This window comes from Paracoccus sulfuroxidans (assembly GCF_007830335.1).
GTDB lineage: Bacteria > Pseudomonadota > Alphaproteobacteria > Rhodobacterales > Rhodobacteraceae > Paracoccus > Paracoccus sulfuroxidans.
In genome coordinates, this window is sequence record NZ_VLKU01000001.1 from 161,072 (window position 1) to 185,848 (window position 24,777).

The following is a 24,777-nucleotide window of genomic DNA, read 5'->3' on the forward strand; positions in this document are numbered from 1 at the left end:
CCGTGTTTGATCCAATTTGCCTTTTCGTCTGCACGGCGGCAATCCGTAGGCCTTCACGAATTCCGGAGCGGACGGGCATTTCCGCATCAGTTGCAGGGCCTGCTGGCTTTCCTGTTGCAGATGCAAGGCCGGTGGATAATCTGGCGCCATGACCGCAGATGACGAACACCCGCTTCGATATTCCCTTGCCAATGAACTGCATGCGCGCCCCTCTCCGCGGCTGGAGGCGCCATGCACGGCAGTGTTCATGGCCTTCAAAGAGCCGCGCGACGCGGCCAACCGCGACCGCAGCAAGGACGTCGTGCATCTGGCCGAGCTTTGCGCCCGTCACGGCGCGCCCTGGCCTGACCCGAACTCGGCCCATTATTCGGCGCATCTGGGGCGGCATCTGCTGAACTGGGAAAGCCACACGGAATTCGTGACCTATGCGGCCTTCGTTCCCGGGCTGCCGCATCAGCCCTTTGATCCTTCGACAGGCGATATTTTCCCGAAGCACTGGCAGCATCAGGCGCCCGGAAAACGCATCGCGGCGGTGATGATTCAGGTCGACATCCTGCCCGAAAACCCGGCCGAGATCCTGCCGCGCCTGTCGCAATGGTTCGCCAAGGAAAGCATCGCGACCGTCTGGGTGCTGGAGGAAGCCGCCGTCGTCGCCGGTGATTTTCGCATCGATCCGTCGGGCTGGATGCGCTTTGCGGTCTTCGTCAAGCCCGGCACCGGCTCGGGGCGCATCGGCCGCATCGTCCAGCGTCTGGTCGAGCTTGAGACCTACCGCGCCATGTCCATGCTGGGCCTTGGCCGGGCGCGCGATCTGAACCGCCTGCTCAATCAACTTGACCCGGAACTCAACGACATCGTGCAGGGCATGAGCGATGACAGCCGCCCGCCCGAAACCGTGCTGCAAGAGCTGCTGTCGGTCTCGGCCCGGCTGGAAAGTGCGGCCATGCAGCATTCCTTCCGATTTGGCGCAACGGCGGCCTATCAGGCCATCGTCAATGACCGGGTGGCGGCCCTGCGCGAGACGCGCTTCATGGGCGGGCAGATGCTGACCGAGTTCATGACCCGGCGCTATCATCCGGCGATGCGGACGGCGAAATCGGCCGAGCAGCGCCTGAACGCCATGCTGAACCGCAGCGAGCGCGCGGCGGAACTGCTGCGCACCCGCGTCGATGTCTGGCGGGGCGCGCAGAACCAGGACCTGCTGGAGCGCGCGGATCGCCGCGCCGATCTGCAGCTGCGCCTGCAGCACACGGTCGAGGGGCTTTCGGTCGTCGCCATCAGCTATTATGCGGTGGGGTTGCTGGGCTATGCGCTTGACCCGATCGCCAAGCATTTCGGGGTCGAGAAGGCGCTTCTGGTCGCCGCCCTGACGCCGCTGGTCATCCTGTGCGTCTGGCTGGCGATGCGACGCATCCATGCGCGGCTGCACAGCGCCGAGGGCGACAGCCCGCACTGACATTTCTGGCTCAAATGAGGATCACATGAGAGTTGCACTTTCCCTTCTGGCCATCCTGGCCCTGACCGCCTGCACCAATGGCATCCCCTTCGTTCCGGTGATCTGATGGCGGGCAATCTGAAGATGTACGGGCTGGCCCATTGCTCGACCTGCCAGAAGGCGCAGGCCGAGCTTGAGGCGGCAGGCTGGACGATCGAGTTTCGCGACGTGAAGACCGCCCCGCTGTCGGCGGCCGAGTGGGCGACGCTCTCGGATGAATTCGGCGAAAAGCTGGTCAATCGCGCCAGCCTGACCTGGCGCGGCATGTCCGAGGATGAGCGCGCCCAGACCCCCGTCCAGATGCTGGAGGCCAAGCCCTCGCTCATCAAACGCCCGGCGATTGCGGCGGGTGATCAGCGGCTTCTGGGCTGGACCGCGAACGTCAAACGCGCGCTAGGCGTCGCTGCCTGACCGGTTCGGGATGCGGCGGTCCGGCCGCCGCATCCCCATGCCTTATTGCAGCGCCTTGTCCGAGATCTGATGCGTCCAGGCCCCCTCGGGCTCTTTGGCGATCACCGGGTCCGAGCCACCGGCCAGCAGGGTCTCGACCGTGCGCTTGTAATCGGCTTCCTCCAGCGCACCGTTCGAGCCCGCCGTCAGCTTGGCGATTTCCTGCGCCATGCGGGTCTGGTGTTCGATGGTCTGGGCGCCGGTTTCGTCATTTTCCATGACAATCTCGGCGGCTTCCTCGGGGTGCTCCTCGGCGTATTTCCAGCCCTTCATGCTGGCGCGGACAAAGCGGACCAGCTTGTCCTCCATCGCCGGATCGCCCAGCTTCTCCTCCAAAACGTAAAGCCCGTCTTCCAGCGTGGCGACGCCCTGATCCTCATATTTGAAGGTCACCAGATCCTCGGGCTTGATGCCCGCGTCCAGCACTTGCCCATATTCATTATAGGTCATGGTGCTGATGCAGGCGGCCTGTTTCTGCAGCAAAGGATCGACGTTGAAGCCCTGTTTCAGCACGGTCACGCCATCCGGGCCGCCTTCGGTCGGAAGGCCCAGATGCGCCATCCAGCTGAGGAAGGGGAACTCATTGCCCGAGAACCAGACGCCCAGCGTCTTGCCCTTGAAATCGGTCTTGGGGTCGGTGATGCCGCTTTCCTTCAGGCAGGTCAGCATCATACCCGAGGATTTGAACGGCTGGGCAATATTGACGATGGGCAGCCCTTTTTCGCGGGCGGCCAGGGCTGCGGGCATCCATTCCACGGTGACATCGGCACCACCACCGGCCAGCACCTGAACGGGCGCGATATCCGGGCCGCCGGGCAGGATGGTGACGTCCAGCCCTTCTTCCTTGTAGAAGCCCTTGTCCTTGGCGACGTAATAGCCGCCGAACTGGGCCTGCGTCACCCATTTCAGCTGCAGCGTCAGCGCATCATCCGCCTGCGCCATTCCCGCGAACAGACCAAGCGCGCCGACAGTCATCATCAGTCTTTTCATTGCTCTCTCCACCGTTGGTTGAGGCGTTTTGCGCGCCCCGCTTATTGACGCTGCGAGGGGTGCCAGAAGGTCACCCTTCGTTCGATCAGCGCGACAATTCCGTAAAACAGCGTACCCGCCAGTGCGGCGACGGCGATCTCGGCCCAGACCAGCGGCAGGTTCAGTTGCCCGACCGCCGTCGAGATCCGAAAGCCCATGCCCCGCGTCGGGCTGCCGAAGAACTCGGCCACGATGGCCCCGATCAGCGCCAGCGTCGTGGTGATCTTCAGCCCGTTGAAGATGAAGGGCATTGCCGCAGGCAGGCGCATCTTAAGAAGCGAGGGCCAGTAGCCCGCGCTCCAGGTGGCCATCAGGTCGCGTTGCAGGCTGTCCGTGGCCTTCAGCCCCGCGACCGTGTTCACGAGGATCGGGAAGAAGACCATGATGACCACGACCGCGGCCTTGGAGTGCCAGTCAAACCCGAACCACATCACCATGATCGGCGCGATCCCCACGATGGGCAGGGCCGCCACGAAATTCCCGATGGGCAGCAGCCCGCGTTGCAGGAAGGGTGAGCGGTCGATGGCAATGGCCGTCAGGATCGCCGCCAGCGCCCCGATGACCCAGCCGACCACCGCGCCCTTCAGGATCGTCTGCACGAAATCCCCCCAAAGCAGCGGCAGGTTCGCGGCGAGGCTTTTGCCAATCGCACTGGGCGCGGGCAGGATCACGGGTGCGACGTGGTAAAGGCGGACGACCATTTCCCACAGGACCAGCAGGGTGATGCCGAAGATCGCGGCGACGATGATCGCGTAAAGCGGCCCCTCATTGCGGGCGATGCGGCGGTTCAGCCCCATCGCGCCCAGCCAGACCGCAAGGATCGACAGCGCCGCCGTCATCGTGCCAGTCCCATGCGACGCAGGGTGATCCGCTCGATCACGCCGATCAGCAGCACCAGCCCGGCGGCCAGCGTCGCGGCCATGAAGAGCGCCGACCAGATCTGGATCGTCTGCCCGTAATAGCTGCCCGACAAGAGCCGCGCGCCCAGACCTGCCGAGGCTCCGCCCGGTAGCTCGCCCACGATGGTGCCCACCAGCGCGGCCGCAACCGCGACCTTCAGGCTCGCGAACAGGTAAGGCATGGCCGAGGGCAGCCGCAGCCGCCAGAACACCTGCGCCTCGCCCGCGTTCCAGCTGTGCATCAGGTCCAGCTGCATCCGGTCAGGCGCGCGCAGCCCCTTCACCATGCCGACCAGCACCGGAAAAAACGACAGCCAAGCCGAGATCAGCGCCTTCGGGATCAGCCCGGTGATCCCCATGCTGCTGAGAACCACGATGACCATGGGCGCGAGCGCGACAATCGGCACGGTCTGGCTGGCGATGGCCCAGGGCATGACCGACATGTCCATGACGCGGCTGTGGACGATTCCAACCGCCAGCAGGATGCCTGCAAGGCTGCCGATGGCAAAGCCCAGAAGCGTGGGCGCCAGCGTGATCCAGCCATGCCAGACCAGACTGCGCTTCGAGGTGATCTTCTGCCCGAAAATCCCGTCCCAAAGCCCCGCCGCCACCTGATGTGGCGCGGGCAGGACGGGCCGGTCCTGCGTCATGGTCGCACTTACGAGGTCCATGAAGCCCAACGGCTGGCCAGCGCGCGCGGCCTGATCCTGCGCCCAGGTCGAATTCAGGAAGAAAGCCCCCAGGTACCAGACCCCGATGATCGCCATCAGCACGACAAGGACCGGAAACAGCCCCTGCATCAGCCCCGTATAAAGCGCGGGCCGCCTTCGCATGCGCAGGGCAGGAGCCGGGATTTCAGTCATAGGAATGCCCCTCTCGCAGCCCTTCACGCACCTGCTGGGCAATCTCGATGAACTCGGGCGTGTCGCGGATCTCCAGCGGGCGCTGACGCGGCAGGGGGCTTTCGATGACGCGGGTGATCCGGCCCGGACGCGGGGACATGACGACGATCTTGGTCGACAGATAGACCGCCTCGGGGATCGAGTGGGTGACGAAGCCGATGGTCTTTCCGGTGCGGTCCCACAGCTCCAGCAGGGCCGCGTTCAGCCGGTCGCGCACGATCTCATCCAGCGCGCCGAAGGGCTCATCCATCAGCAGGATATCGGCGTCAAAGGACAGCGCCCGCGCGATTGAGGCGCGCTGCTGCATCCCGCCCGACAGTTGCCATGGAAACTTGCCGCCAAAGCCCGAAAGCTCGACCATCTCCAGAACACGCGCCACCCGTTCGGCGCGGTCAGATCTGGAAAACCCCATGATCTCAAGCGGAAGCGAGATGTTCCCCGAAATGGTGCGCCACGGATAAAGCCCCGGAGCCTGAAAGACATAGCCATAGGCGCGCGCCTTTCGCGCCTCATCAGGGGGCATGCCGTTCACGCTCAGCGTGCCGCCGGTCGGGGTTTCCAGCGCGGCGATGGTGCGCAGAAACGTGGTCTTGCCGCAGCCCGAGGGGCCGATGAAGCTGACGAAATCGCCTTTCTCGATGGTCAGGTCGACGTCCTTCAGCGCATGCACCGGCCCGTCATTGGTCGGAAAGGTCAGGCTGACGTTCTGCGCGGTGATGATGCTCATCGATGGCCCCCGAATGCGACGCGGCGCTGCATTTCAGACCCCACTGACCGGAATGCCAGAGCGCTCGACCGGGCGTGGCGCGGTCAGCTCTTTCCAGGCCGAGAGCGCGCGGTTGACGGCAGGCCGGGGCTCGCGCGCGACGAATTCGCCTTGCCCCTCACGGCTTTCGATCGTGCCGTCATTCCAGGACAGCACGCCGCGCGACAGCGTAAAGCGCGGCAGGCCCTTCACCTTCTGCCCTTCGAAGACGTTGTAATCGATGGCACTTTGCTGCCCCTTGGCGCTGATGACCTTTTCGGCCTCCGGGTCCCAGACGACCAGATCGGCATCGGCCCCCACCAGAACCGCGCCCTTCTTCGGATACATGTTCAGGATCTTCGCGATATTGGTCGAGGTGACGGCCACGAACTCATTCGGCGTCAGGCGGCCGGTGTTGACGCCATGCGTCCACAGCATCGGCATCCGGTCCTCCAGCCCGCCAGTGCCATTCGGGATCTTGGTGAAATCGCCGAGCCCAGTGCGCTTCTGATCGGTGGTGAAGGCGCAATGATCGGTGGCGACGCAGGACAGGCTGCCCGATTGCAGTCCAGCCCAGAGGCTGTCCTGATGCAGCTTGTTGCGGAACGGCGGCGACATGACGCGCCGCGCGGCATGGTCCCAGTCGGCGTTGAAATACTCGCTTTCATCCAGCGTCAGGTGCTGGATCAGAGGCTCGCCCCAGACCCGCTTGCCTTGCTGCCGCGCGCGCCGGATCGCCTCATGGCTGTCCTCGCAGGAGGTATGGACGACATAAAGCGGCACGCCCGCCATATCGGCAATCATGATCGCGCGATTGGTGGCCTCGCCCTCGACCTGCGGCGGGCGGGAATAGGCATGCCCCTCGGGCCCGGTGTTGCCCTCGGCCAGCAGCCGGGCCGAAAGCTCGGCCACGACATCGCCATTCTCGGCATGGACCAGCGCGATGCCGCCCAGATCCCCGACGCGCCGGAAGCTCGAGAACAGCTCGTCATCATTCACCATCAGCGCGCCTTTATAGGCCATGAAATGCTTGAAGCTGGTGATGCCGCGCCTGACGATCTGTTCCATCTCGTCGAAGACCTGCTCGCCCCACCAGGTGACGGCCATGTGATAGCTGAAATCGCAATGCGCACGGGCGACCTTGTTGTCCCACATCTTCAGCGCATCCAGCAGCCCCTGACCGGGCGAGGGCAGGGCGAAGTCGACCACCATCGTCGTCCCGCCCGCCAGCGCAGCGCGAGTACCGCTTTCGAAATCATCGGCCGAATAGGTGCCCATGAAGGGCATCTCCAGATGGGTATGCGGATCGATCCCGCCCGGCATGATGAAACACCCCACCGCATCCAGAACTGTATCGCCAGACAGATCCGGCCCGATCGCGGCAATCCGCCCGCCCTCGATCAGCACATCCGCCGCATAGCTCAGATCCGCCGTGACAACCGTTCCGCCTTTGATGACCGTGCTCATCGCTCAAGCCCTTCTTTCATGTCCAAATATCCTGGGGGTCCGGGGGCAAAGCCCCCGGTCCGGCGCGTCACGTCACGATTTCGGCCGTCTCCAGCACCGCATGCAGCAGCACATCCGCCCCGGCCGAGGCCCATTCGGGGCTGATCTCTTCGGCCTCGTTATGCGACAGCCCGTCGACGCAGGGGCACATGATCATCACCGTGGGTGCGACCTTGTTGATCCAGCAGGCGTCATGCCCCGCACCCGAGACGACATCCATGCGGCTGTACCCCAGCCTGTCCGAGGCCTCGCGGATCCGGTTCAGCAGCGTCTCATCAAAGGCCGGAGGGTCGAACTGCCCGACGATCTGCGCCTCGAAACTGCAGCCAAGCGCCTCGCAGATCGCCGGGGCCTTCGAGAGGAACTCTTCCGTCATCGACAGCAGCACCGGCAGCAGATGGCTGCGCAGATCGACGGTGAAAACGACCTTCTCGGGGATGATGTTGCGGCTGTTGGGATAGACGTCGATATGGCCGATGGCACCGACCGCATTGGGCTGATGCTTCATGGCGATCTCATGGGCCAGCTCGGTCAGTTGCGCCAGACCGCGCCCGGCATTGCGCCGCATCCGCATGGGGGTCGAGCCGGTGTGCTGCCCCTTGCCCGTCACTGTGCATTCGATCCAGCGCAGCCCCTGGCCATGGGTGACGATGCCGATGTCCTTGCCCTCGGCCTCAAGGATCGGGCCCTGCTCGATGTGATATTCGAACATGGCGTGGATCTTGCGGTCGCCGGGCACCTCCTCGCCCTTCCAGCCGATCCGCTCCAGCTCGTCGCCGAAGCGCAGCCCATGGGCATCGGTGCGGGCATAGGCGTGGTCGCGCTCGATGACGCCAGCGAAAACCCCCGAGGCCATCATCGCAGGCGCGAAACGCGAGCCTTCCTCATTCGTCCAGTTGGTGACGACGATCGGCCGCCGCGTCCGCACCCCCAGATCGTGGATCGAGCGGATGACCTCCAGCCCCGCCAGCACCCCCAACACGCCGTCATATTTCCCGCCCGTCGGCTGGGTGTCCAGATGGCTACCGATATAGACGGGGTCCAGATCCGGCTCTTCGCCCTCATGGCGCATGAACATATTGCCCATCTGGTCGACGGTCATCACCATGCCCGCATCCTCGCACCAGCGCTGGAACAGGTGACGCGCCTCGCCGTCCTCATCGGTCAGGGTCTGGCGATTGTTGCCGCCTGCGATGCCGGGGCCGATCTTGGCCATCTCCATCAGGCTGTCCCAAAGACGCGCCTGATCAACCTTCATATTCGCAGCAGGAGCAGTCCCGCTGGCGGGATTGGTCATGTGGTCTTCCTTCCTGTCGGGCCCGCCGGTCTTGCTGCCGGGTCGGGCGAAATGGGTGGGAGAGGCGGGTTACTTCAACTCGACCTCAATGAATGACATCGGGGCGCTGCCCCCGTTGATGACGTTATGCTCGGTCCCCTCGGGCCGGGTATAGGCCGAGCCCGCGGCGACAATGCTGTCGCGCGTCTCGCCGCCCGGCAGTTCCAGCCGCAGGTGGCATTCGGTCAGGGTGGTGATGACATATTCATGCGGGTGGATGTGCCAGCCGGTCTGGGCGCCCGGAGCGAAATCGAAGCGCGTGACGCGCACCCGTTCATTCTCCATCAGCAAAGTCCCAACCGCATCTGCCATGCCCCAACCTCCGGTCTGGCGCTCACGCGTCCCTCAAGAGGGGCCGGGGGCAGGCTCTGATCCGGCTTTCGCCGGTGTCGCATCGCCCCGAAATCCTCTGCGCGCGTGCCGTTCGAATTCATGTCCCGAATATTGACCATCTGGTCAGGATCAGGCTAGCACGGGTGAGAAGCCAGTCAAGCTTTCCAGTGCAGTGCTGGTAACGATTTCCCGATGGGCATGATTTTGCATGAAGATTCAGCAGCCACGCCGCAGCCGCATCCAGAACAAGAATCGCAACGTCATTCTGGACGCGGCCCTGCAGGAGTTCTCGGCGCGCGGGTTTTCGGGCACGACCATCGACCAGATCGCGGATGCGGCGGGCCTGTCTAAGCCCAATGTGCTGTATTACTTCCCCTCGAAAGAGGCGATCTATCGCGGGCTATTGGTCGGACTGCTGGACCTGTGGCTGGCGCCCCTGCGCGAGCTTGACGCCGAAGGCGACCCGGTCGAGCAGATTCTGGGCTATGTTCGGCGCAAGCTGCTGCTGTCGCGGGATTATCCGAACGAAAGCCGCCTCTTTGCCAGCGAAGTGCTGCATGGCGCGCCGCATATGACCGAGGTTCTGAGCGAAGATCTGCACGATCTGGTGGCCGAGAAGGTCTCCATCATCGCGGGCTGGACGGCCTCGGGGCGGATTGCCGAGGTCGATCCCCATCACCTGATCTTCTCGATCTGGGCGCTGACCCAGCACTACGCCGATTTCGACGTGCAGGTGCGGGCGGTGATGGGCGAGGGACCGGACCCCTATGCGGGCGCGATGATCTTTCTGGAACATCTGTTCCGCCGCATGCTGGCCCCCTGAGCGATTGGCCGGACGACCGGCAACGGTCAGCCATTCCCGCATCCGCTCTCTTGCCAAGTGCGGATAAAGGGCGCAGCAAGGCGTTCGGAAGTCACCCATGGTGTCCTGATGAGCAATGCTGATGCCGCTGACGGCAATTCCCCCGCACCGCTGCAGCCGATTCCCCCGGGCGATGCGCCCTCGGGCGAGGGCCTGCCGCCCGAGCATTCGGCCGAGCAGAAGCTGACAGCCGGTCTGGTTCTGGCCAGTCTGGGGGTGGTTTACGGCGATATCGGCACCTCGCCGCTGTATGCGCTGCGGGAATCACTGGTCCACGCTCATGCCGAGGGGCTGCCGGAAACGGCGGTGATCGGCATCGTCTCGCTGCTGCTATGGACGATCATGCTGATCGTGACGCTGAAATATGTCGTGCTGATTCTGCGCGCCGACAACAATGGCGAAGGCGGCACGCTGTCGCTGGTGGCCAAGGCGCAAGGGGCCATCGGCGGGCGGCGGTCCTGGTGGATCTATCTTCTGGGCATCGTCGGCGTGTCGCTGTTTTTCGGCGATACGATGATCACGCCCGCCATCTCGGTCCTGTCGGCGGTCGAGGGGCTGGACCTGATCCTGCCCAATTTCTCAAGCTGGGTGGTGCCGGTGACGGTGGGCATCGTGCTGGCGCTGTTCTGGGTGCAGCGCACCGGGACGGGCGTGGTTGCGCGCTATTTCGGGCCGATCATGCTGATCTGGTTCGTGACCATGGGGGTCATGGGGGCGTCGCATCTGCTGGATGATGCCCGCATCCTCAGGGCGCTGAACCCGCTCAGGGCGTTGGATTTCCTCTATCACAACGGCATGGCCTCGCTGCCGGTTCTGGGCTCGGTCTTTCTGGCGGTGACCGGGGCCGAGGCGCTTTATGCCGATATGGGCCATTTTGGCCGCCGCCCGATTCGCGTGGCCTGGAGCGTGGTCGTGCTGCCCGCCCTGGCGCTGGCCTATATGGGCATGGGGGCGATGGTACTGTCCGATCCCTCGAAGATCGTGAACCCGTTCTTCATGATGGCGCCCGACTGGTTCCGCCTGCCGCTGGTGCTTTTGGCGACCATGGCGACGGTCATCGCCAGTCAGGCGGTGATCTCGGGCGCATTCTCGGTCGCGCAGCAGGCGGTGCAGCTGGGGCTGATCCCGCGGCTGGAGATCCTGCACACCTCGGACACCCAGAAGGGGCAGGTCTATCTGCCTAAGGTGAATTTCATCCAGATGACCGGCGTCTGTGCGCTGGTGCTGAGCTTCGGATCCTCGGCCAATCTGGCCAGCGCCTACGGGATTGCGGTGACGGGCGACATGGTCATCACCTCGGCCCTGGCGATCATCGTGTTCCGCTGGGCCTGGGGCTGGAGCTGGTGGCTGGTGCTGGGGCTGATGCTGCCGGTGATCGCGATCGAGCTGATCTTCTTCACCGCGAACCTCATCAAGGTGGTGGACGGGGGCTATATCCCGCTGATGTTCTCGGCCGTGGTGATCACCATGATGGTGACCTGGGTGCGGGGCACGAACATCCTGCAGCGCAAGGTGACCTCGGAGAGCATTTCGCTGAAGATGCTGGTCGAGAAGATGGAGAAATCACCGCCCTTCATCGTGCCCGGCACGGCGGTGTTCCTGACGGCCGATCCCGATGTCGCGCCGGCGGCCTTGATGCACAACCTCAAGCACAACCGCGTGCTGCATGAGCGGAATTTCATCGTGAAGGTCGCAGTTTCTACGACCCCGCGCGTCTCGCGCAGCCAGCGGCTGCAGATCGAGCAGATCAGCCCACGTTTCTGGCGCGCGATCTGTCACTTCGGCTATATGGAGCAGCCGAATGTGCCGATGGCCTTGGCCGGGGCCAGCAAGGTCGGGCAGAAGTTCGACATCATGAACACCAGCTATTTCCTGAACCGGCGCGCCCTGCGTCTGGGCAAGGCAACCGCGATGCATCGCTGGTTGTCGCGGCTTTATGTCGGGCTGTATCGGACGGCGTCGGAGCCTACGAACTTTTACCGTCTGCCCTCGAACCGGGTGGTGGAACTGGGGCAGCAGATCAACTTCTGAGGCCCGCGTTGGTGGGGCCGGGTGTGGGGGCGCTGCCCCCGCGCCTGCGGCGCTCCCCCGGGATATTTGGACATGAAAGAAGCCTAGAAGCGCAGGCGCGGCAATGACAGGAAGGCCGAGAGCCAGGCCAGTGCTGCGCAGCAGGCGATGGCCGCGACCATCGGCAGGGCCGTGTTGTCGAGGAAGGCCCCCGCCGCCACGATCATCGCGCCGCCCGTCAGCATCTGGATCGTACCGCCGAGCGAGGAGGCGAGGCCCGCGATATCGGGATGGGGGTCGAGCGCCATGACCATCGAGGTCGGCATGACCAGCCCGAGGAAGGCATTGCCGATGAAGAGCCCGGCGATCACCACCCAGAGCTGGTCGAGGCCCAGCCAGACGACCAGCGTCAGCGTGGCGGTGGCGGCGACGAAGCCGGTGATGGCGATGGCGATCAGCCGCTCCATTCCCAATCTTTGACCGAGTTTGGCCGCGAATTGCGAGGCGCTGAAAAAGCCGATCGCGTTGAAGGCGAAGGCCAGCGAGAAGCCGGTCGGGCTGAGGCCGAACTGCCGCGTATAGACGAAGCTGGCGCTGGCCAGGAACACGAAGAAGCTGGCCATGCCGAAGCCGCCGATGAAGGTCAGCCCCATGAAGCGGCGGCTGGTCAGGAGGCGCGTGATCCCCGACAGCATGGGCGGGATGCTGACCGGGTTCCGGGCCTCGGGGCGCAGGGTCTCGGGCAGCGCAAAGACCGTCAGCGCCAGAGAGATGAGCGAGGCGATGGCCAGCGCCGCGAAGATCTCGCGCCAGTTGCCGAAGAGCATGATGCCCGAGCCCGCCAGAGGCGCCAGCATGGGCGAGACTGAGATCACGATCATGATCGCGGCCATCATCCGGGCTGCGTCGGGGCCGCTGGACAGGTCGCGGATGACTGCGCGCGGGACCACCATCAGCGTGGCCGCGCCGAAGGCCTGCAGCGCGCGGGCGGCGACCAGCCAGTCCAGCGTCGGCGCGAAGGTGGCGGCGATGCTGGCCAGCAGGAAGATGCTGACGCCGATCAGGATGGGGGGCTTGCGGCCGACCGCATCCGACATCGGGCCCCAGATCATCTGGGCGATGCCGAAGGTGATGAAATAGGCCGTCAGCGTCAGCGTGGCCTGCTGTTCGGTCACCTGAAGGTCTTCCGCAACCTGAGGCAGGGCGGGCAGATACATGTCGATCGCAAAGGGACCGACGGCGGAGAGAAGGCCCAGAATCAGGGCCATGCGGAGCTGTTGATCGCGCATCGTCTTTGCCTGTGATCGTCAAGGAGCGGTCACGCAGGCGGGCGGATGCCCCAAGCCTGTGGACCAAAGGTCGGCCTGTTAACGCAATCATCCCGTGATGGCAAGCGCGAATTCTGCGCGCAGCGCCCATCAGGTGCGGGAATAGACATCCTCGTAGCGGATGATGTCGTCCTCGCCCAGATAGGCGCCGGTCTGCACCTCGATCAGGACCATGGGGACCTTGCCGGGGTTCTCCATCCGGTGGACGGCGCCCAGCGGCACATAGATCGACTGGTTTTCGGTCACCAGCGTCACCGTGTCATCGACCGTCACCCGTGCCGTGCCGCTGACCACGATCCAGTGCTCCGAGCGGTGGAAATGCGATTGCAGCGAGAGCGCGGCGCCGGGGTTGACGACGATGCGCTTGACCTGGAAACGGTCGGCCAGCGCCAGCGTCTCGAACCAGCCCCAGGGGCGGTGATCGCGCAGGAAGCTTTCGGCCTGGCGCGCGCCTTTCGCCTTCAGCGCGCTGACGGCCTTGCGGACCTCTTGCGCGCGGTTCATGTCGGCGACCAGCACCGCATCATTCGTGGCGACGACCATGATGTCCTGAAGACCGATGCCGACGACCTCCATGCCCTCATCCTGCGTGCGCAGCAGCACATTGTCGCAATCAATGGCGGTCGAGCGGGCGTCGGTCACCGCGCCGCGTTCGGCGGGCGCGCCGTCCTGCGCCTCGCGCCAGACGGCATCCCAGCCACCCAGATCGGACCAATGCCCGGCAAAGCGCACGACCGAGAGGTTCGCGGCTTTCTCCAGCACCGCATAGTCGATCGAGAGGTCGGGCAGGCGATCCCAGGGCTCGGGCGCAAGACGCAGGAAGCCCAGATCGCTGCGGGCCTCAGCCAGCGCGGCCTGCACGGGGGCCAGAAATTCGGGCGCATGGGCCTTGAAGGCGGCGATCATGGTTTCGGCGGAAAAGAGGAAGATCCCCGCGTTCCAGAGGTAATTGCCGTCCGCGATCATGCGGGCGGCGGTCTGGGCATCGGGCTTTTCGACGAAGCGCCTCAGCGTGACGGGGCCGTCGCCGCCTGCCTCGGCCTCCATATAGCCATAGCCGGTTTCGGGCCGGGTGGGTTCGATCCCGAAGGTCACGATGCGGCCCTGACGCGCGGCAACCGCACCCTTGCGCACGGCGTTCGAGAAGGCCGCGACATCAGGGACGACATGGTCCGAGGGCGCGACCAGCAGAAGTTGCGCGGGGTCGGTTTCGGCAACCTTCAGCGCTGCTGCAAGAATGGCGGGGGCAGTGTTGCGCCCCGAAGGCTCGATCATGATGGCAGCGGCTTCGATGCCCGCCTGCTCCAGCTGTTCGGCCACGATGAAGCGGAAATCGGCGTTGGTCATCACCAGAGGCGCGGCATAATCCTCGCCCGAGAGGCGGCGGGCCGAGGCCTGAAACAGCGTCTCATCCCCGACAAGCGCCGCGAACTGCTTCGGGAAGCTTTTGCGCGACACCGGCCAAAGACGCGTGCCCGAGCCACCTGCAAGCAATACCGGGGTAATGGTCATCTGTCTCTCCTGCGGGTGGCGCTGCAAACCCGTGCTGTCAAATCATTGCCGTATCAAAGCGGCATGTTCAAATCTTCCGTGGGGCCGAGGTTAATAGCCCCGGCTGCGGTCGACCAGATAAAGAAGCGGCTCGCCCGCCATGGCGCGGCGCAGGTTCGCTGCTGCCACGGGGGCGGCGGTCACGGTGCGGGTGTCGGCGGCGACATGCGAGGTCACGGTGATCTTCGGATGCGACCAGAAGGGATGCGTGGGCGGCAGGGGCTCGGTGCGGAAGACATCCAGCACCGCATGGCCCAGATGGCCCGCGTCCAGCGCCGCGATCAGATCGGCCTCGACCAGAACCGTGCCACGGCCTGCATTGATCAGGGTCGCGCCTTCGGGCAGTTGCATCAGCCGCTGATGGTTCAGAAGGTCACGCGTCCGGGCCGTGTCGGGCAGAAGCGAGATCAGGATCTGCGCACGCGCCAGCGCCTGATCCAGCGACGCGCCACCCAGCATGGCGATGCCCTCGACCGGGCGACCCGATTGCGACCAGCCGGTGACCGCAAAACCGATGCCCGAGAGCATGGTGGCAACAGAGCGCCCCATCTCTCCCATGCCAAGGACGACGACCTGCCGCTCGGTCGTCAGCGGCGGAACCAGCGCATTGCGCCAGGTGCCGTCCTGCGCGAAGGCGTCCATGCCCAAATGCGCACGCAGGGCCCAGCCTGTGCAATATTCGGCCATGCCCTGCGCCAGTCCCGGATCGACCATGCGGCAGAGGGGCTGGGTCAGCGTGGGGTTGGTCACGATCCGCTCGACCCCCGCCCAGAGGCTTTGCACGACGCGCGCGCGGGTGAAGCGCGAGAAGTCCAGCGTGCTGCCATCCTCGGGGTAGCCCGGCGCATAGATCAGCGCGTCGAAACTGGCGGGATCGCCGTCACGCAGAAGCTCCATCTCGGGGCAGGCGGCTTGCAGGGCGGGGGCCCATTCATCCCAGCCCGCAGCGGGCGCGGCATAAAGAACCCGCATCCTAGCGCGGCCTGTGGACATGGGCCGATTGCACGATCCCGAATGAAATCAGCAGGATCATCAGCGCGGTCCCTCCATAGCTGACCAGTGGCAAAGGCGAGCCCTTGGCGGGCAGCATGCCCATCACCATGCCCATGTTGATGGCAAGGTAAAGGAAGAACGTGCCCGCGATGCCAATGGTCATCAGGCTGGCGAAGCGGTCGCGGTTGGTCAGCGCCGAATGCAGGCAGAAACCCAGGATCAGCGCGTAAAGCGCCAGCAACGAAAAGGCACCGACAAAGCCGAACTCTTCGGCCAGCGAGGTGAAGATGAAGTCGGTGTGTTTCTCGGGCAGGAAGTTCAGCCGCGACTGCGTGCCCTGCATGAAGCCGCGCCCCGACCAGCCGCCCGAGCCAAGCGCGATCTGCGCCTGCATGATGTTATAGCCCGCGCCCAGAGGGTCCGAGCCGGGGTCGAGGAAGGTGTCGATGCGGCGGAACTGATACTCATGCAGCAGCTGCCAGTCGGTGCCGCGGCTTTTCATCACCGCCGTCACCAGCCCGACGACCGCCGCGATCACCGCGCCGAAATACCACAGGCTGACCCCGGCTGCGAACATCACGATGCCGCCCCCCGCGATCAGCATGATCGAGGTGCCAAGGTCGGGCTGCATCAGCACGAGCCCGGTGGGCAGCATGATCAGCAAGACCGGGATCAGCACCCAAAGCGGGCGCGAGACCTTCTCGACCGGCAGCCAGTCGTAATAGACGGCCAGCGTCATCACGAAGGCCACCTTGGTCAGCTCGGACGGTTGCAGCCGGATCGGCCCGATGTCCAGCCAGCGCTGCGCGCCCATGCCGATGGTGCCCATCGTATCGACAAGGATCAGCAGCAGTACGCAGATCACATAGGCCGCGACCGAAATCGAGCGCCAGAACCAGATCGGCACGAAGGCAAGGCCGAACATCAGGACCATGCCCACGGCGAAACGCTGCATCTGTGGGCCCGCCCAGCGGTCGATATCGCCGCCCGAGACCGAATAGAGCATCAGAAAGCCGATGCAGCTGACGGCGGTCACTAGAAAGACAAGCGGCCAGTTCAGATAAAGGATCTTGCGCCAGCCTTGCGGGGTCTGCGCGACCTGATAGTCAAGATAGCTCATCTTTTCAGGCCCTGGCCCGCGTCGTGCTGTTGCCGGGTTCGGCGATGTGAAGGTTCATCTTGCTGCGCATTTCCTCGATGCCGCCGCGCTGGCTGGCGGGGTAGGCGTCAAGCGGCGGCAGGCCCCCGGCCAGCGCGAACAGCAGGATGTCGCGCGCAATCGGGGCGGCAGCGGTCGAGCCGCCCATGCCGTGCTCGACCACGACCGAAACGGCATAGCGCGGGCTTTCATAGGGGGCGTAGCAGACAAACAGCGCATGGTCGCGCCGGTTCCAGGGCAGTTGTTCGTTGCGCACGACGCCGCGCGCGCGCTCGGCTGCGGTGATGTTGCGCACCTGCGAGGTGCCCGATTTCCCGGCCATGCGCCATTCTGGTTTCATGATCTTCGACTTCGCGCCGGTCCCGTGCGAGCCGTTGACCACGTCATCCATGCCGCGCTGCGCAATGGCGAGGTTCGCGGGCGAGATGCCGAGGCTTTCGAACTCGGGCACCGGCACCGGCTGGCCGTCGATGGCGCGCACCAGACGCGGAATGACCGCCTTGCCGGTCGCCACGCGGGCCGTCATCACCGCCAGCTGAATGGGCGAGGCCAGCACATAGCCCTGACCGATGCTGGCGTTGATCGTGTCGCCGATCTGCCATTCCTGCTTGTGGCGGGCCCGCTTCCAGGCGCGGTCGGGCGCAATGCCTTCGGCTACCGCCGAAAGCGGCAGGTCGTGGCGTTCGCCCAGCCCCAGACGGCGGGCCATGGCCGACATCCGCTCGATCCCCAGCTTCTGGGCCAGCTCGTAATAGAAGACGTCGCAGGACCGCTCGAGGCTTTGTGTGGGCGAGACCGAGCCGTGACCGCCCCGGCTCCAGCAGTGGAAGCGGCGGCCCGCGACCTGCAGATAGCCCGGGCAGTAGAAATGCGAGCCGCCATTGATCACGCCCGCCTCAAGCCCCGCCAGCAGCGAGACCATCTTGTAGGTCGAGCCCGGCGGATAGAGCCCCTGCACGGTCTTGTCAGCCAAGGGCCGGTGGTCGTGCTTCATCAGCGCCTGATAATCGGCCGAGGAAATGCCGCGCACGAACATGTTCGGGTCGAACACCGGCGAGGAGGCGATGGCGACGATATCGCCATTCGTCACGTCGATCACCACGGCGGCGGCACTTTCCTCGCCCAGTCGCTGGGTCGCGAAATTCTGCAGCGCCGCGTCCAGCGTGGTCTGAACGGTCGCGCCCTGCTGGCCTTCCTGACGGCTGAGTTCGCGCATCTCGCGCCCGGCACTGTTGACCTCGACCCGGCGGTTCCCGGCCTTGCCGCGCAGGGCCTCTTCCATCTTGGCCTCAAGCCCGACCTTGCCCAGCTGGAACTCGGGCAGGCGCAGGACGGGGTCGGGGTTCTCGATCTTCGAGAGGTCATAGTCCGAGACCGGCCCGACATAGCCCAGCACATGCGAGAAATCGCCCGCCCGGGGATAGTTGCGCGACAGGCCCGATTCGGGCGTGACACCGGGCAGGGCGGGCGCATTGACCGCAATCGAGGAGAACTCGGCCCAGTCCAGACGGTCCGCGACCAGCACCGGCGTGACCGCGCTGCGCTTGGCGATGTCCTCCAGAAGCTGGGCGACCTGCATATCGCTCATCGGGATGATGCGGCGCAGCCCGGCGATGACGCGGCTGACGTCGCCCGCTTCCTCGCGCGTCAGGGTCACGCGGTAATTCTGTTCGTTCCCGGCGATGATGACGCCCGTTCGGTCAAGGATCAGCCCGCGCGCGGGCGGCAGCAGCCGGATCTTGATCGAGTTGCCATCGGCCAGAAGACGATACTCGTCCTCATGCTCCAGCTGCATGCTGCGCAGCTTGAGCCCCAGCACCCCCAGCACCGAGGCCTGAATGACGCCCAGCATCAGCCCCCGGCGGGAAATGCCGCGCGCGCTTTCAAGGATTTCCTTCTGAGACCTGCGCATCTTCCCGCAATCCTATCTATCGCCATCGACCGGCAGGGCACGTTTCACCCCCAGCGGCCAACGGGCCAGCGCCACCACGATCGGATAGGCCGCTGCCGTGGCCAGAAACTGCAGGATCATCTGTCCCAGCGGGGGGGCGGGAAGCACGAAGACGATCAGAAGAATCCGGTTTGCCAGCATCAGCATCGCGATCAACAGCGCCACACGTAACCATTCAATCACGAACGACAACTCTCGCCAACGGGGCTCACGCACCCGTGCGGCCTCGGTGGCCATGACGACCAGCGCGGTGAAAAGGCCAAGGGGGCGCAGCAGGACGATGTCCTCGATGAAAAACAGCGCCGCGATGATCAGCACCGGCACATCATCGGGGCGGCGCAGGACCCAGGCGAAGGTCAGGCACAGCGCCAGATCGGGGCCGGGCCAGATGATCTGGCCGGGCGACAGCGGAAGAAGCCGCCAGAACAGGAAGATCATCATCAGCACGATATAGATCAGCTGGCCGCGCAGGCGACGGCCCCGGACCGCCTCAATCATCGCTGGGCCTGTTGGCGGCTGCGGCCTCTTCGCGGGCGCGGTTCAGCTCTTGCAGATCGGGCAGCGGCGGGCCGATGAACTCGGCGGGCGGAGGCGGGATCAGCAGGCTCGTGTCGCTCAGTTGTTCAGCCGGGTGGCTGCGCAGGACGCGCAGGAACTCCAGCCGCCCGTAATCCGCCGCCAGCCGCACGCGCAGACGCCCGTCGCTGGCCTGCGCGACCTGACCGACCAGCAGGCCCGGCGGGAAGACGCCGCCATCGCCCGAGCTGATGACGCGGTCGCCGGGGCGCACATTTTCGGGGCTTTCGATGAATTCCAGAACGGGCAGGGCGGTGTTGTCGCCGCCCAGAAGCGCCCGCTGACCCGAGGGCTGAATGGTCACCGGAATGCGGCTGGAAGGGTCAGTCAACAGCATCACCCGGCTGGTCTGATCGCCCACGCCCGAGATGCGACCCACAAGCCCCAGACCGTCCATCGCCGCCCAGCCGTCCAGCACACCATCGCGTCCGCCGACGTTCAGCAGCACCGATTGCCGGAAGGCCGTGCCGCTGTCGGTCATCACCACGCCGGAAATGAAGGTCAGGGCCGGGTCGATACGAACATTGTTCTGCGCCAGAAGCTTGGCGTTTTCCTGTTCAAGCTGAACCGCGGCCTCTTTCCAGCCGGACATCTTCTGCAGCTCGCGCCGCAGCTCCTGGTTTTGCTCATAAAGGCGGGAATAGGACTGGAAGCCCGCGACCATGCGCGACAGCTTGGTTACCGGCGTCATCACCCATTCGAAGCTGGGAACAAAACGGTCGATGAACACCGCCCGCATCCGTTCGGCGCGCGGGCTGTCGATCTTCCAGAACAGAAAGACCGCCAGCAGCACAAGCACCAGCAACGCGACGAGGATACGGCGAACCGGCGCCGCGAAATCTGGACCCTTGCGCGCCACGGATGGCTCTTAGCTGTCGTAGTCGATGACGTGGCGCAGCTGCTTTTCGAACTCGAGCGCCTTGCCGGTGCCCAGTGCGACGCAGCTCATCGGCTGGTCGGCCAGGCTGATCATCAGGCCGGTCTGCTCGCGCAGCGCCAGATCCAGCTCACCCAGCATCGCGCCGCCGCCGGTTAGCATCACGCCGCGGTCGACGATATCGGCGGCCAGATCGGGCGGGGTGGCTTCCAGCGCCACCATCACCGCTTCGCAGATCTGCTGGACCGGCTCGGACAGCGCCTCGGCGACCATGGCCTGGGTGATTTCCATTTCCTTCGGAATGCCGTTCAGCAGGTCGCGGCCGCGCACCATGATGGTCGCGCCACGGCCATCGTCGGGCATGCGGGCGGTGCCGATCTGGGTCTTCACCCGCTCGGCGGTCGAATCGCCGATCAGCAGGTTGTGGTTGCGGCGCAGGTAATTGATCAGCGCGTCGTCCATGCGGTCGCCGCCGATGCGGACCGAGCGCGCATAGACCACATCGCCCAGCGACAGAACTGCGACCTCGGTGGTGCCGCCGCCGATGTCGACGACCATGCTGCCGGTGGGTTCCGTAATGGGCATGCCCGCGCCGATGGCGGCTGCGATCGGCTCGGCGATCAGGCCGGCCTTGCGCGCGCCGGCGGAGAGGACCGACTGGCGGATCGCGCGCTTTTCAACCGGGGTCGCGCCATGGGGCACGCAGACGATGACCTTGGGCTTCGAGAAGCTGTTGCGCTTGAACACCTTCTTGATGAAATGCTTGATCATTTCTTCGGCGCTGTCAAAATCGGCGATGACGCCTTCGCGCATGGGGCGGATGGCCTCGATGCTGCCGGGCGTGCGGCCCAGCATCAGCTTCGCGTCCTCGCCCACGGCCAGCACCTGCTTCTTGCCGTCCTTGACGTGATAGGCCACGACCGAGGGTTCATTCAGGATGACGCCCTTGCCCTTGACATAGATCAGCGTGTTGGCGGTCCCAAGATCGATTGCGATATCCGTCGAAAACAGCCCGCCGAATGCCATAGCCTATCCCTTTCGTGCCGGATTTTCCCGGCTTGCCTGTGCCTGCTCACTTCAATGCCCGAGTCACGCGACCGAAGCGCTGCCTCGTATATGCGCAGTCTGTCGTTGTTGAAACCCCTGTTTGCGCGGGCGTCGCATCTTGTGCCGCAGCGATTCGGACCTTGGTGGCAGCCGACCGGGCATCCGGGGCACAGCTTCGCGCCTATGCGCCCCGACCGAGTTGACGGGGCCGCGCGCGATGCGCATTGATCGGCCCAAGCGAGCCGATATCGGCCGGGTCATGTGAGGGACGCATGGATCGCATCATCGGCATCTGCCGTTTTTCCTATGTCGGCCGCAGCGATTGGAAGGCCTTTGCGGGCACCAAAGGTCAGGATGAGGCGCTGCTGGCGCGTGTCGCGGCCGGGCTTTTCCAGCCCGACCGGATGGAGAAGCGCTTCCGCAGCTTTCGCGATGTGACGCTGGCCTCGGTCGCGGCGCAGACCGATCCCGATTTCACCTTTCTGGTGATCAGTTCGAACCGCATGCCTCAGCCGATGCAGCAGCGCCTGCTGGATCTCTGCGCCGGGGTTGCGCAGGTGAAGGTCGTCTTCGCGGCTGAACCCACGCTCGGCGAAGTCCTCGCCCCGATTCTTGAGGAGATAGCGCAGCAGGACGGGCGGCCCCCCATCCAGTTCCGGCTGGATGATGACGACGGCATTCCGGCCCGTTTCATCCAGCGCCTGCGCGCCCATGCCACGCGGCTTTCGGATCTCGAGCAGTTCGGCATCTGCTTCAATCGCGGCATGATGATCAAGCTGGAGCCCGGGCGCAAACCCGTGCCGCTCAGCTTCCAGATGCCGTTTCTGGGCGCGGGCTGCGCCGTGCGTCTGGCCAATCCGCGCCTCAGCATCTTCGCCATCGGGCATTACCAGATCCCGCGCCGGATGACGGTCATTCAGGACAATGACCAGACCGGCGCGCTGGTGCTGCGGTGGGTCGATTCCGACTCGGTTGAGCTGGATCTGCAGAACCTGCCCAAGGGCGTCGAGATCCTGCCGGACGCCAAGGCGGGAAAGATGTTCAGCGCGGAATACCCCTGGCTGCATCCCGTCGCCATCGAGGCGCTGCTGAACGGGTGATCGTTCGGAATTGAATTAACCCTGCGGTTGACCCTTCTGCGTACGCGGAAATAATACCCGCACGGACATCACGCTTTCAGGGGTAATCATGGCGCGCGAGAAAATCGTGGGATTGTGCAGGTTCTCGTTCCTGGGCCGATGCGACTGGGCGTCCACGCGCGGGCAGGCCGGGAAGGACCCGGAACTCCTGCAGAAACGGGCCGAGATTCTGTTCGATCCGCGCCGCCTTGCCCGCCGCATGCAGGCGTTCGAGACGCTGTGCCTGCCCTCGATGGCTGCGCAGACGGATCAGGACTTCAGCTTCCTGATCCTCGTCTCGCCCGAGTTGCCGCTGGAATGGTATCGCCGCCTGCAAGAGGCCTGCAAACCGGTGCCGCAGGCGCGCATCGTGATGTCGAGCGAGCGCACGCCCTGCGACGCGCTGCGCCCGCATCTGCGCAGCTTCGCGCAAGAGGCCGGGCGCTCGGTCCTGCAGTTCCGCGTCGATGACGACGATGCGCTCAGCATCCATCATGTCGCCCGGCTGCGCGCCCATGCCCGCCGCTTCGCCGATCTGGAAAGCGTCGCGATCAGCTTTCCGCTGGGCGTCAGCTTCGGCAGCTACGAGGGCGATCCGGTGACCTTCTGGCGCAGTCAGCAGCCCTTCGTGGGCGCGGGGGCGGCGGTCCGCATGCGCGCGCCGGGCCGGTCGATCTTTGCCATCGACCATTTCCAGCTGCCCCGGCATTTCGTCAGCGTGACCGACCAGTCGGTATTCGGGCATATGATTCTCAGATGGGACGAGGGCAAATCGATTGCCACCATCCGCGCGAAATTCCCGCCCTGGTTCAAGGCGATGAAACCGGCCGCGCTGGAGAAGATCCTCGCCGATGATTTCCCCTTCCTGATCGGCCGCGACCTTGGCTTCGTGCGCCGCGCGGATGCGCCGAAGCTGGACCTCAGCGGACGCATGCCGCAGCGCGATGAGGATGCGCTGAACTGAAAAGGGCCGCCCCAAAGGGACGGCCCGCTTAGCTCACTTCTGCAAGGCTCAGTGCGAATACATGCTGACCTGCTTGGCATCGGCATCGGGGCCGACCATCTCGCGCCGCAGCTTCAGCCGGTTCAGCGCGCCGACATAGGCCTTGACGCTCGCCAGAATCGTATCCGTATCGGCGGCCTGACCGGTCGCGATGCGCCCTTCCTCGGCCATGCGGACGCTGACGGTGGCCTGCGCATCCGTGCCCTCGGTCACCGCATGCACCTGATAGAGCTGCAGTTCCGCATTATGCGGCCAGATCTTCTGTACGGCCTTGAAACAGGCATCGACCGGCCCGTCGCCTTCGGAATGCACCGATTTCTCCTCGCCGCCGACGATCATCGTCAGATCGGCGGACTGGCCGTCGCTGCCGCAGACGACGCGCAGATGCTTGACCTGCAGGAAGTCATCCTCGGTATTGGCGGCGCTGTCCTGCATCAGGGCAACCAGATCGTCGTCATAGACCTCTTTCTTGCGGTCGGCCAAAGCCTTGAACCGCACGAAGACATCCTTCAGCTGGTTGTCACCGACCTCATAGCCCAGCTCGCTCAGCTTGGCACGCAGCGCGGCCCGGCCCGAGTGCTTACCCATCGAGATATTGGCCTCATTCAGCCCGATATCGGCGGGGCGCATGATCTCGAAGGTCTCGATGTTCTTCAGCACGCCGTCCTGATGGATGCCGGATTCATGCAGGAAGGCGTTCTTGCCGACGATGGCCTTGTTGAACTGCACCGGAAAGCCCGAGACCTGCGCCACGCGCCGCGACAGCCCCATGATCTTGGTGGTGTCGATGCCGGTGTCGAAAGGCATGATGTCGTGACGCACCTTCAGCGCCATGACCACCTCTTCCAATGCGGTATTGCCCGCGCGCTCGCCCAGACCGTTGATCGTGCATTCGATCTGGCGCGCGCCCGCCTCGACCGCCGCCAGAGAGTTCGCCGTCGCCATCCCCAGATCGTTGTGGCAATGCGTGGCGAAGATGACATTGTCAGCACCCGGCACGCGCTCCAGCAGCATGCGGATCAGCTCGGCACTCTCGCGCGGCGCGGTATAGCCCACGGTATCGGGAATGTTGATCGTGGTGGCCCCGGATTTGATCGCAATCTCGACCACGCGGCACAGATAGTCATGCTCGGTCCGGGTGGCGTCCATGGGCGACCATTGCACATTGTCGCACAGGTTGCGGGCATGGGTCACAGTCTGCTCGATCCGCTCGGCCATCTGGTCCATGTCCAGATTGGGAATGGCGCGGTGCAGGGGCGAAGTGCCGATGAAGGTGTGAATGCGCGGCTGCCGGGCGTGCTTCACCGCCTCCCAGCAGCGGTCGATATCGGCAAACTGGGCGCGCGCCAGACCGCAGATGACCGAGTTCTTCGCATTCTTCGCAATCTCGCTCACGGCCGCGAAATCGCCCTCCGAGGCGATGGGAAACCCGGCCTCGATGATATCCACGCCCATTTCGTCCAGCATCTGGGCGATCTCGATCTTTTCGGCATGGGTCATGGTTGCGCCGGGCGACTGCTCGCCATCACGCAGGGTCGTATCAAAAATCAGGACACGGTTCTTGTCGGACATCATTTGTTCTTTCTTACGCAGAGTGTCAGAATTTG

The 24,777-nt window shown here is 64.8% G+C and carries 22 protein-coding genes; 6 read left to right on the forward strand and 16 right to left on the reverse strand.

The genetic code is table 11. From position 1 onward, the window contains the following. The first annotated feature begins 148 nt into the window (after window positions 1-148). Both IQ24_RS00800 and IQ24_RS00805 read left to right on the forward strand, forming a co-directional pair. Complete coding sequence (locus IQ24_RS00800; protein ID WP_145395810.1) at window positions 149-1,456, forward strand: DUF3422 family protein; 1,308 nt, start codon at window positions 149-151, stop codon at window positions 1,454-1,456. A gap of 105 nt (window positions 1,457-1,561) precedes the next feature. After that, window positions 1,562-1,906 carry an arsenate reductase family protein gene (locus IQ24_RS00805; RefSeq protein ID WP_242007850.1) on the forward strand — a complete coding sequence of 115 codons (345 nt, stop codon included), beginning with the start codon at window positions 1,562-1,564 and terminating at the stop codon, window positions 1,904-1,906. A 42-nt stretch (window positions 1,907-1,948) separates the two neighbouring features. Here the strand turns inward: IQ24_RS00805 and IQ24_RS00810 are convergent, their stop codons facing one another. From IQ24_RS00810 to IQ24_RS00840, 7 genes are all read right to left on the reverse strand, one after another. After that, window positions 1,949-2,935 carry an ABC transporter substrate-binding protein gene (locus IQ24_RS00810; protein WP_145395811.1) on the reverse strand — a complete coding sequence of 329 codons (987 nt, stop codon included), beginning with the start codon at window positions 2,933-2,935 and terminating at the stop codon, window positions 1,949-1,951. Window positions 2,936-2,976: 41 nt separating this feature from the next. Next, window positions 2,977-3,813: an ABC transporter permease gene (locus tag IQ24_RS00815; protein ID WP_145395812.1), complete on the reverse strand. Its 837-nt coding sequence runs from the start codon at window positions 3,811-3,813 to the stop codon at window positions 2,977-2,979. Further along, entirely contained in the window at window positions 3,810-4,673 is an 864-nt protein-coding gene (locus IQ24_RS00820; protein ID WP_145396123.1) for an ABC transporter permease, read from the reverse strand. The genes IQ24_RS00815 and IQ24_RS00820 overlap by 4 nt, the downstream gene beginning before the upstream one ends. A 55-nt stretch (window positions 4,674-4,728) precedes the next feature. Then, a complete protein-coding gene (locus tag IQ24_RS00825; RefSeq protein ID WP_145395813.1) occupies window positions 4,729-5,502 on the reverse strand; it encodes an ABC transporter ATP-binding protein in 774 nt (257 codons plus the stop codon). A 33-nt stretch (window positions 5,503-5,535) separates the two neighbouring features. After that, window positions 5,536-6,987 (reverse strand): dihydropyrimidinase, encoded by a 1,452-nt coding sequence (hydA, locus tag IQ24_RS00830; RefSeq protein ID WP_145395814.1) that lies wholly within the window; start codon window positions 6,985-6,987, stop codon window positions 5,536-5,538. 67 nt (window positions 6,988-7,054) lie between these two features. After that, the gene (locus tag IQ24_RS00835; protein WP_145395815.1) at window positions 7,055-8,323 is read right to left on the reverse strand and encodes a Zn-dependent hydrolase; all 1,269 of its coding nucleotides are present in this window, start codon (window positions 8,321-8,323) and stop codon (window positions 7,055-7,057) included. A 69-nt stretch (window positions 8,324-8,392) separates the two neighbouring features. Beyond that, complete coding sequence (locus IQ24_RS00840) at window positions 8,393-8,674, reverse strand: cupin domain-containing protein (RefSeq protein WP_145395816.1); 282 nt, start codon at window positions 8,672-8,674, stop codon at window positions 8,393-8,395. A gap of 229 nt (window positions 8,675-8,903) precedes the next feature. Here IQ24_RS00840 and IQ24_RS00845 point away from each other — a divergent pair, with 229 nt between their 5' ends. Beyond that, window positions 8,904-9,518, forward strand: a complete 615-nt coding sequence (locus IQ24_RS00845) for a TetR family transcriptional regulator C-terminal domain-containing protein (protein ID WP_145395817.1) — start codon at window positions 8,904-8,906, stop codon at window positions 9,516-9,518. A 108-nt stretch (window positions 9,519-9,626) separates the two neighbouring features. After that, window positions 9,627-11,588: a potassium transporter Kup gene (locus IQ24_RS00850; RefSeq protein ID WP_145395818.1), complete on the forward strand. Its 1,962-nt coding sequence runs from the start codon at window positions 9,627-9,629 to the stop codon at window positions 11,586-11,588. Between the two features lie 83 nt (window positions 11,589-11,671). Here the strand turns inward: IQ24_RS00850 and IQ24_RS00855 are convergent, their stop codons facing one another. From IQ24_RS00855 to IQ24_RS00890, 8 genes are all read right to left on the reverse strand, one after another. Continuing rightward, window positions 11,672-12,856 (reverse strand): multidrug effflux MFS transporter, encoded by a 1,185-nt coding sequence (locus IQ24_RS00855; RefSeq protein ID WP_145395819.1) that lies wholly within the window; start codon window positions 12,854-12,856, stop codon window positions 11,672-11,674. Window positions 12,857-12,985: 129 nt separating this feature from the next. Next, entirely contained in the window at window positions 12,986-14,407 is a 1,422-nt protein-coding gene (locus IQ24_RS00860; RefSeq protein WP_145395820.1) for a mannose-1-phosphate guanylyltransferase/mannose-6-phosphate isomerase, read from the reverse strand. Window positions 14,408-14,497: 90 nt separating this feature from the next. Continuing rightward, window positions 14,498-15,418, reverse strand: coding sequence for a 2-hydroxyacid dehydrogenase (locus tag IQ24_RS00865; RefSeq protein WP_145395821.1), 921 nt, complete (start codon window positions 15,416-15,418; stop codon window positions 14,498-14,500). A gap of 1 nt (window position 15,419) precedes the next feature. Next, window positions 15,420-16,559, reverse strand: a complete 1,140-nt coding sequence (gene rodA / locus IQ24_RS00870) for a rod shape-determining protein RodA (protein WP_145395822.1) — start codon at window positions 16,557-16,559, stop codon at window positions 15,420-15,422. 4 nt (window positions 16,560-16,563) lie between these two features. Continuing rightward, a complete protein-coding gene (gene mrdA / locus IQ24_RS00875; RefSeq protein ID WP_145395823.1) occupies window positions 16,564-18,510 on the reverse strand; it encodes a penicillin-binding protein 2 in 1,947 nt (648 codons plus the stop codon). Between the two features lie 12 nt (window positions 18,511-18,522). Further along, window positions 18,523-19,047 carry a rod shape-determining protein MreD gene (locus IQ24_RS00880; RefSeq protein ID WP_145395824.1) on the reverse strand — a complete coding sequence of 175 codons (525 nt, stop codon included), beginning with the start codon at window positions 19,045-19,047 and terminating at the stop codon, window positions 18,523-18,525. Continuing rightward, window positions 19,040-19,984, reverse strand: coding sequence for a rod shape-determining protein MreC (mreC, locus tag IQ24_RS00885; protein WP_145395825.1), 945 nt, complete (start codon window positions 19,982-19,984; stop codon window positions 19,040-19,042). The genes IQ24_RS00880 and mreC overlap by 8 nt, the downstream gene beginning before the upstream one ends. A 9-nt stretch (window positions 19,985-19,993) precedes the next feature. Beyond that, a complete protein-coding gene (locus tag IQ24_RS00890; protein ID WP_145395826.1) occupies window positions 19,994-21,028 on the reverse strand; it encodes a rod shape-determining protein in 1,035 nt (344 codons plus the stop codon). Between the two features lie 293 nt (window positions 21,029-21,321). Here IQ24_RS00890 and IQ24_RS00895 point away from each other — a divergent pair, with 293 nt between their 5' ends. Next, complete coding sequence (locus tag IQ24_RS00895) at window positions 21,322-22,149, forward strand: glycosyltransferase (protein ID WP_145395827.1); 828 nt, start codon at window positions 21,322-21,324, stop codon at window positions 22,147-22,149. Between the two features lie 88 nt (window positions 22,150-22,237). Then, the gene (locus IQ24_RS00900; RefSeq protein WP_145395828.1) at window positions 22,238-23,131 is read left to right on the forward strand and encodes a glycosyltransferase; all 894 of its coding nucleotides are present in this window, start codon (window positions 22,238-22,240) and stop codon (window positions 23,129-23,131) included. A gap of 48 nt (window positions 23,132-23,179) precedes the next feature. On the opposite strand, the gene IQ24_RS00905 is transcribed toward IQ24_RS00900, so the two are convergent. After that, window positions 23,180-24,742, reverse strand: a complete 1,563-nt coding sequence (locus IQ24_RS00905; protein WP_145395829.1) for a 2-isopropylmalate synthase — start codon at window positions 24,740-24,742, stop codon at window positions 23,180-23,182. Window positions 24,743-24,777 lie beyond the last annotated feature (35 nt).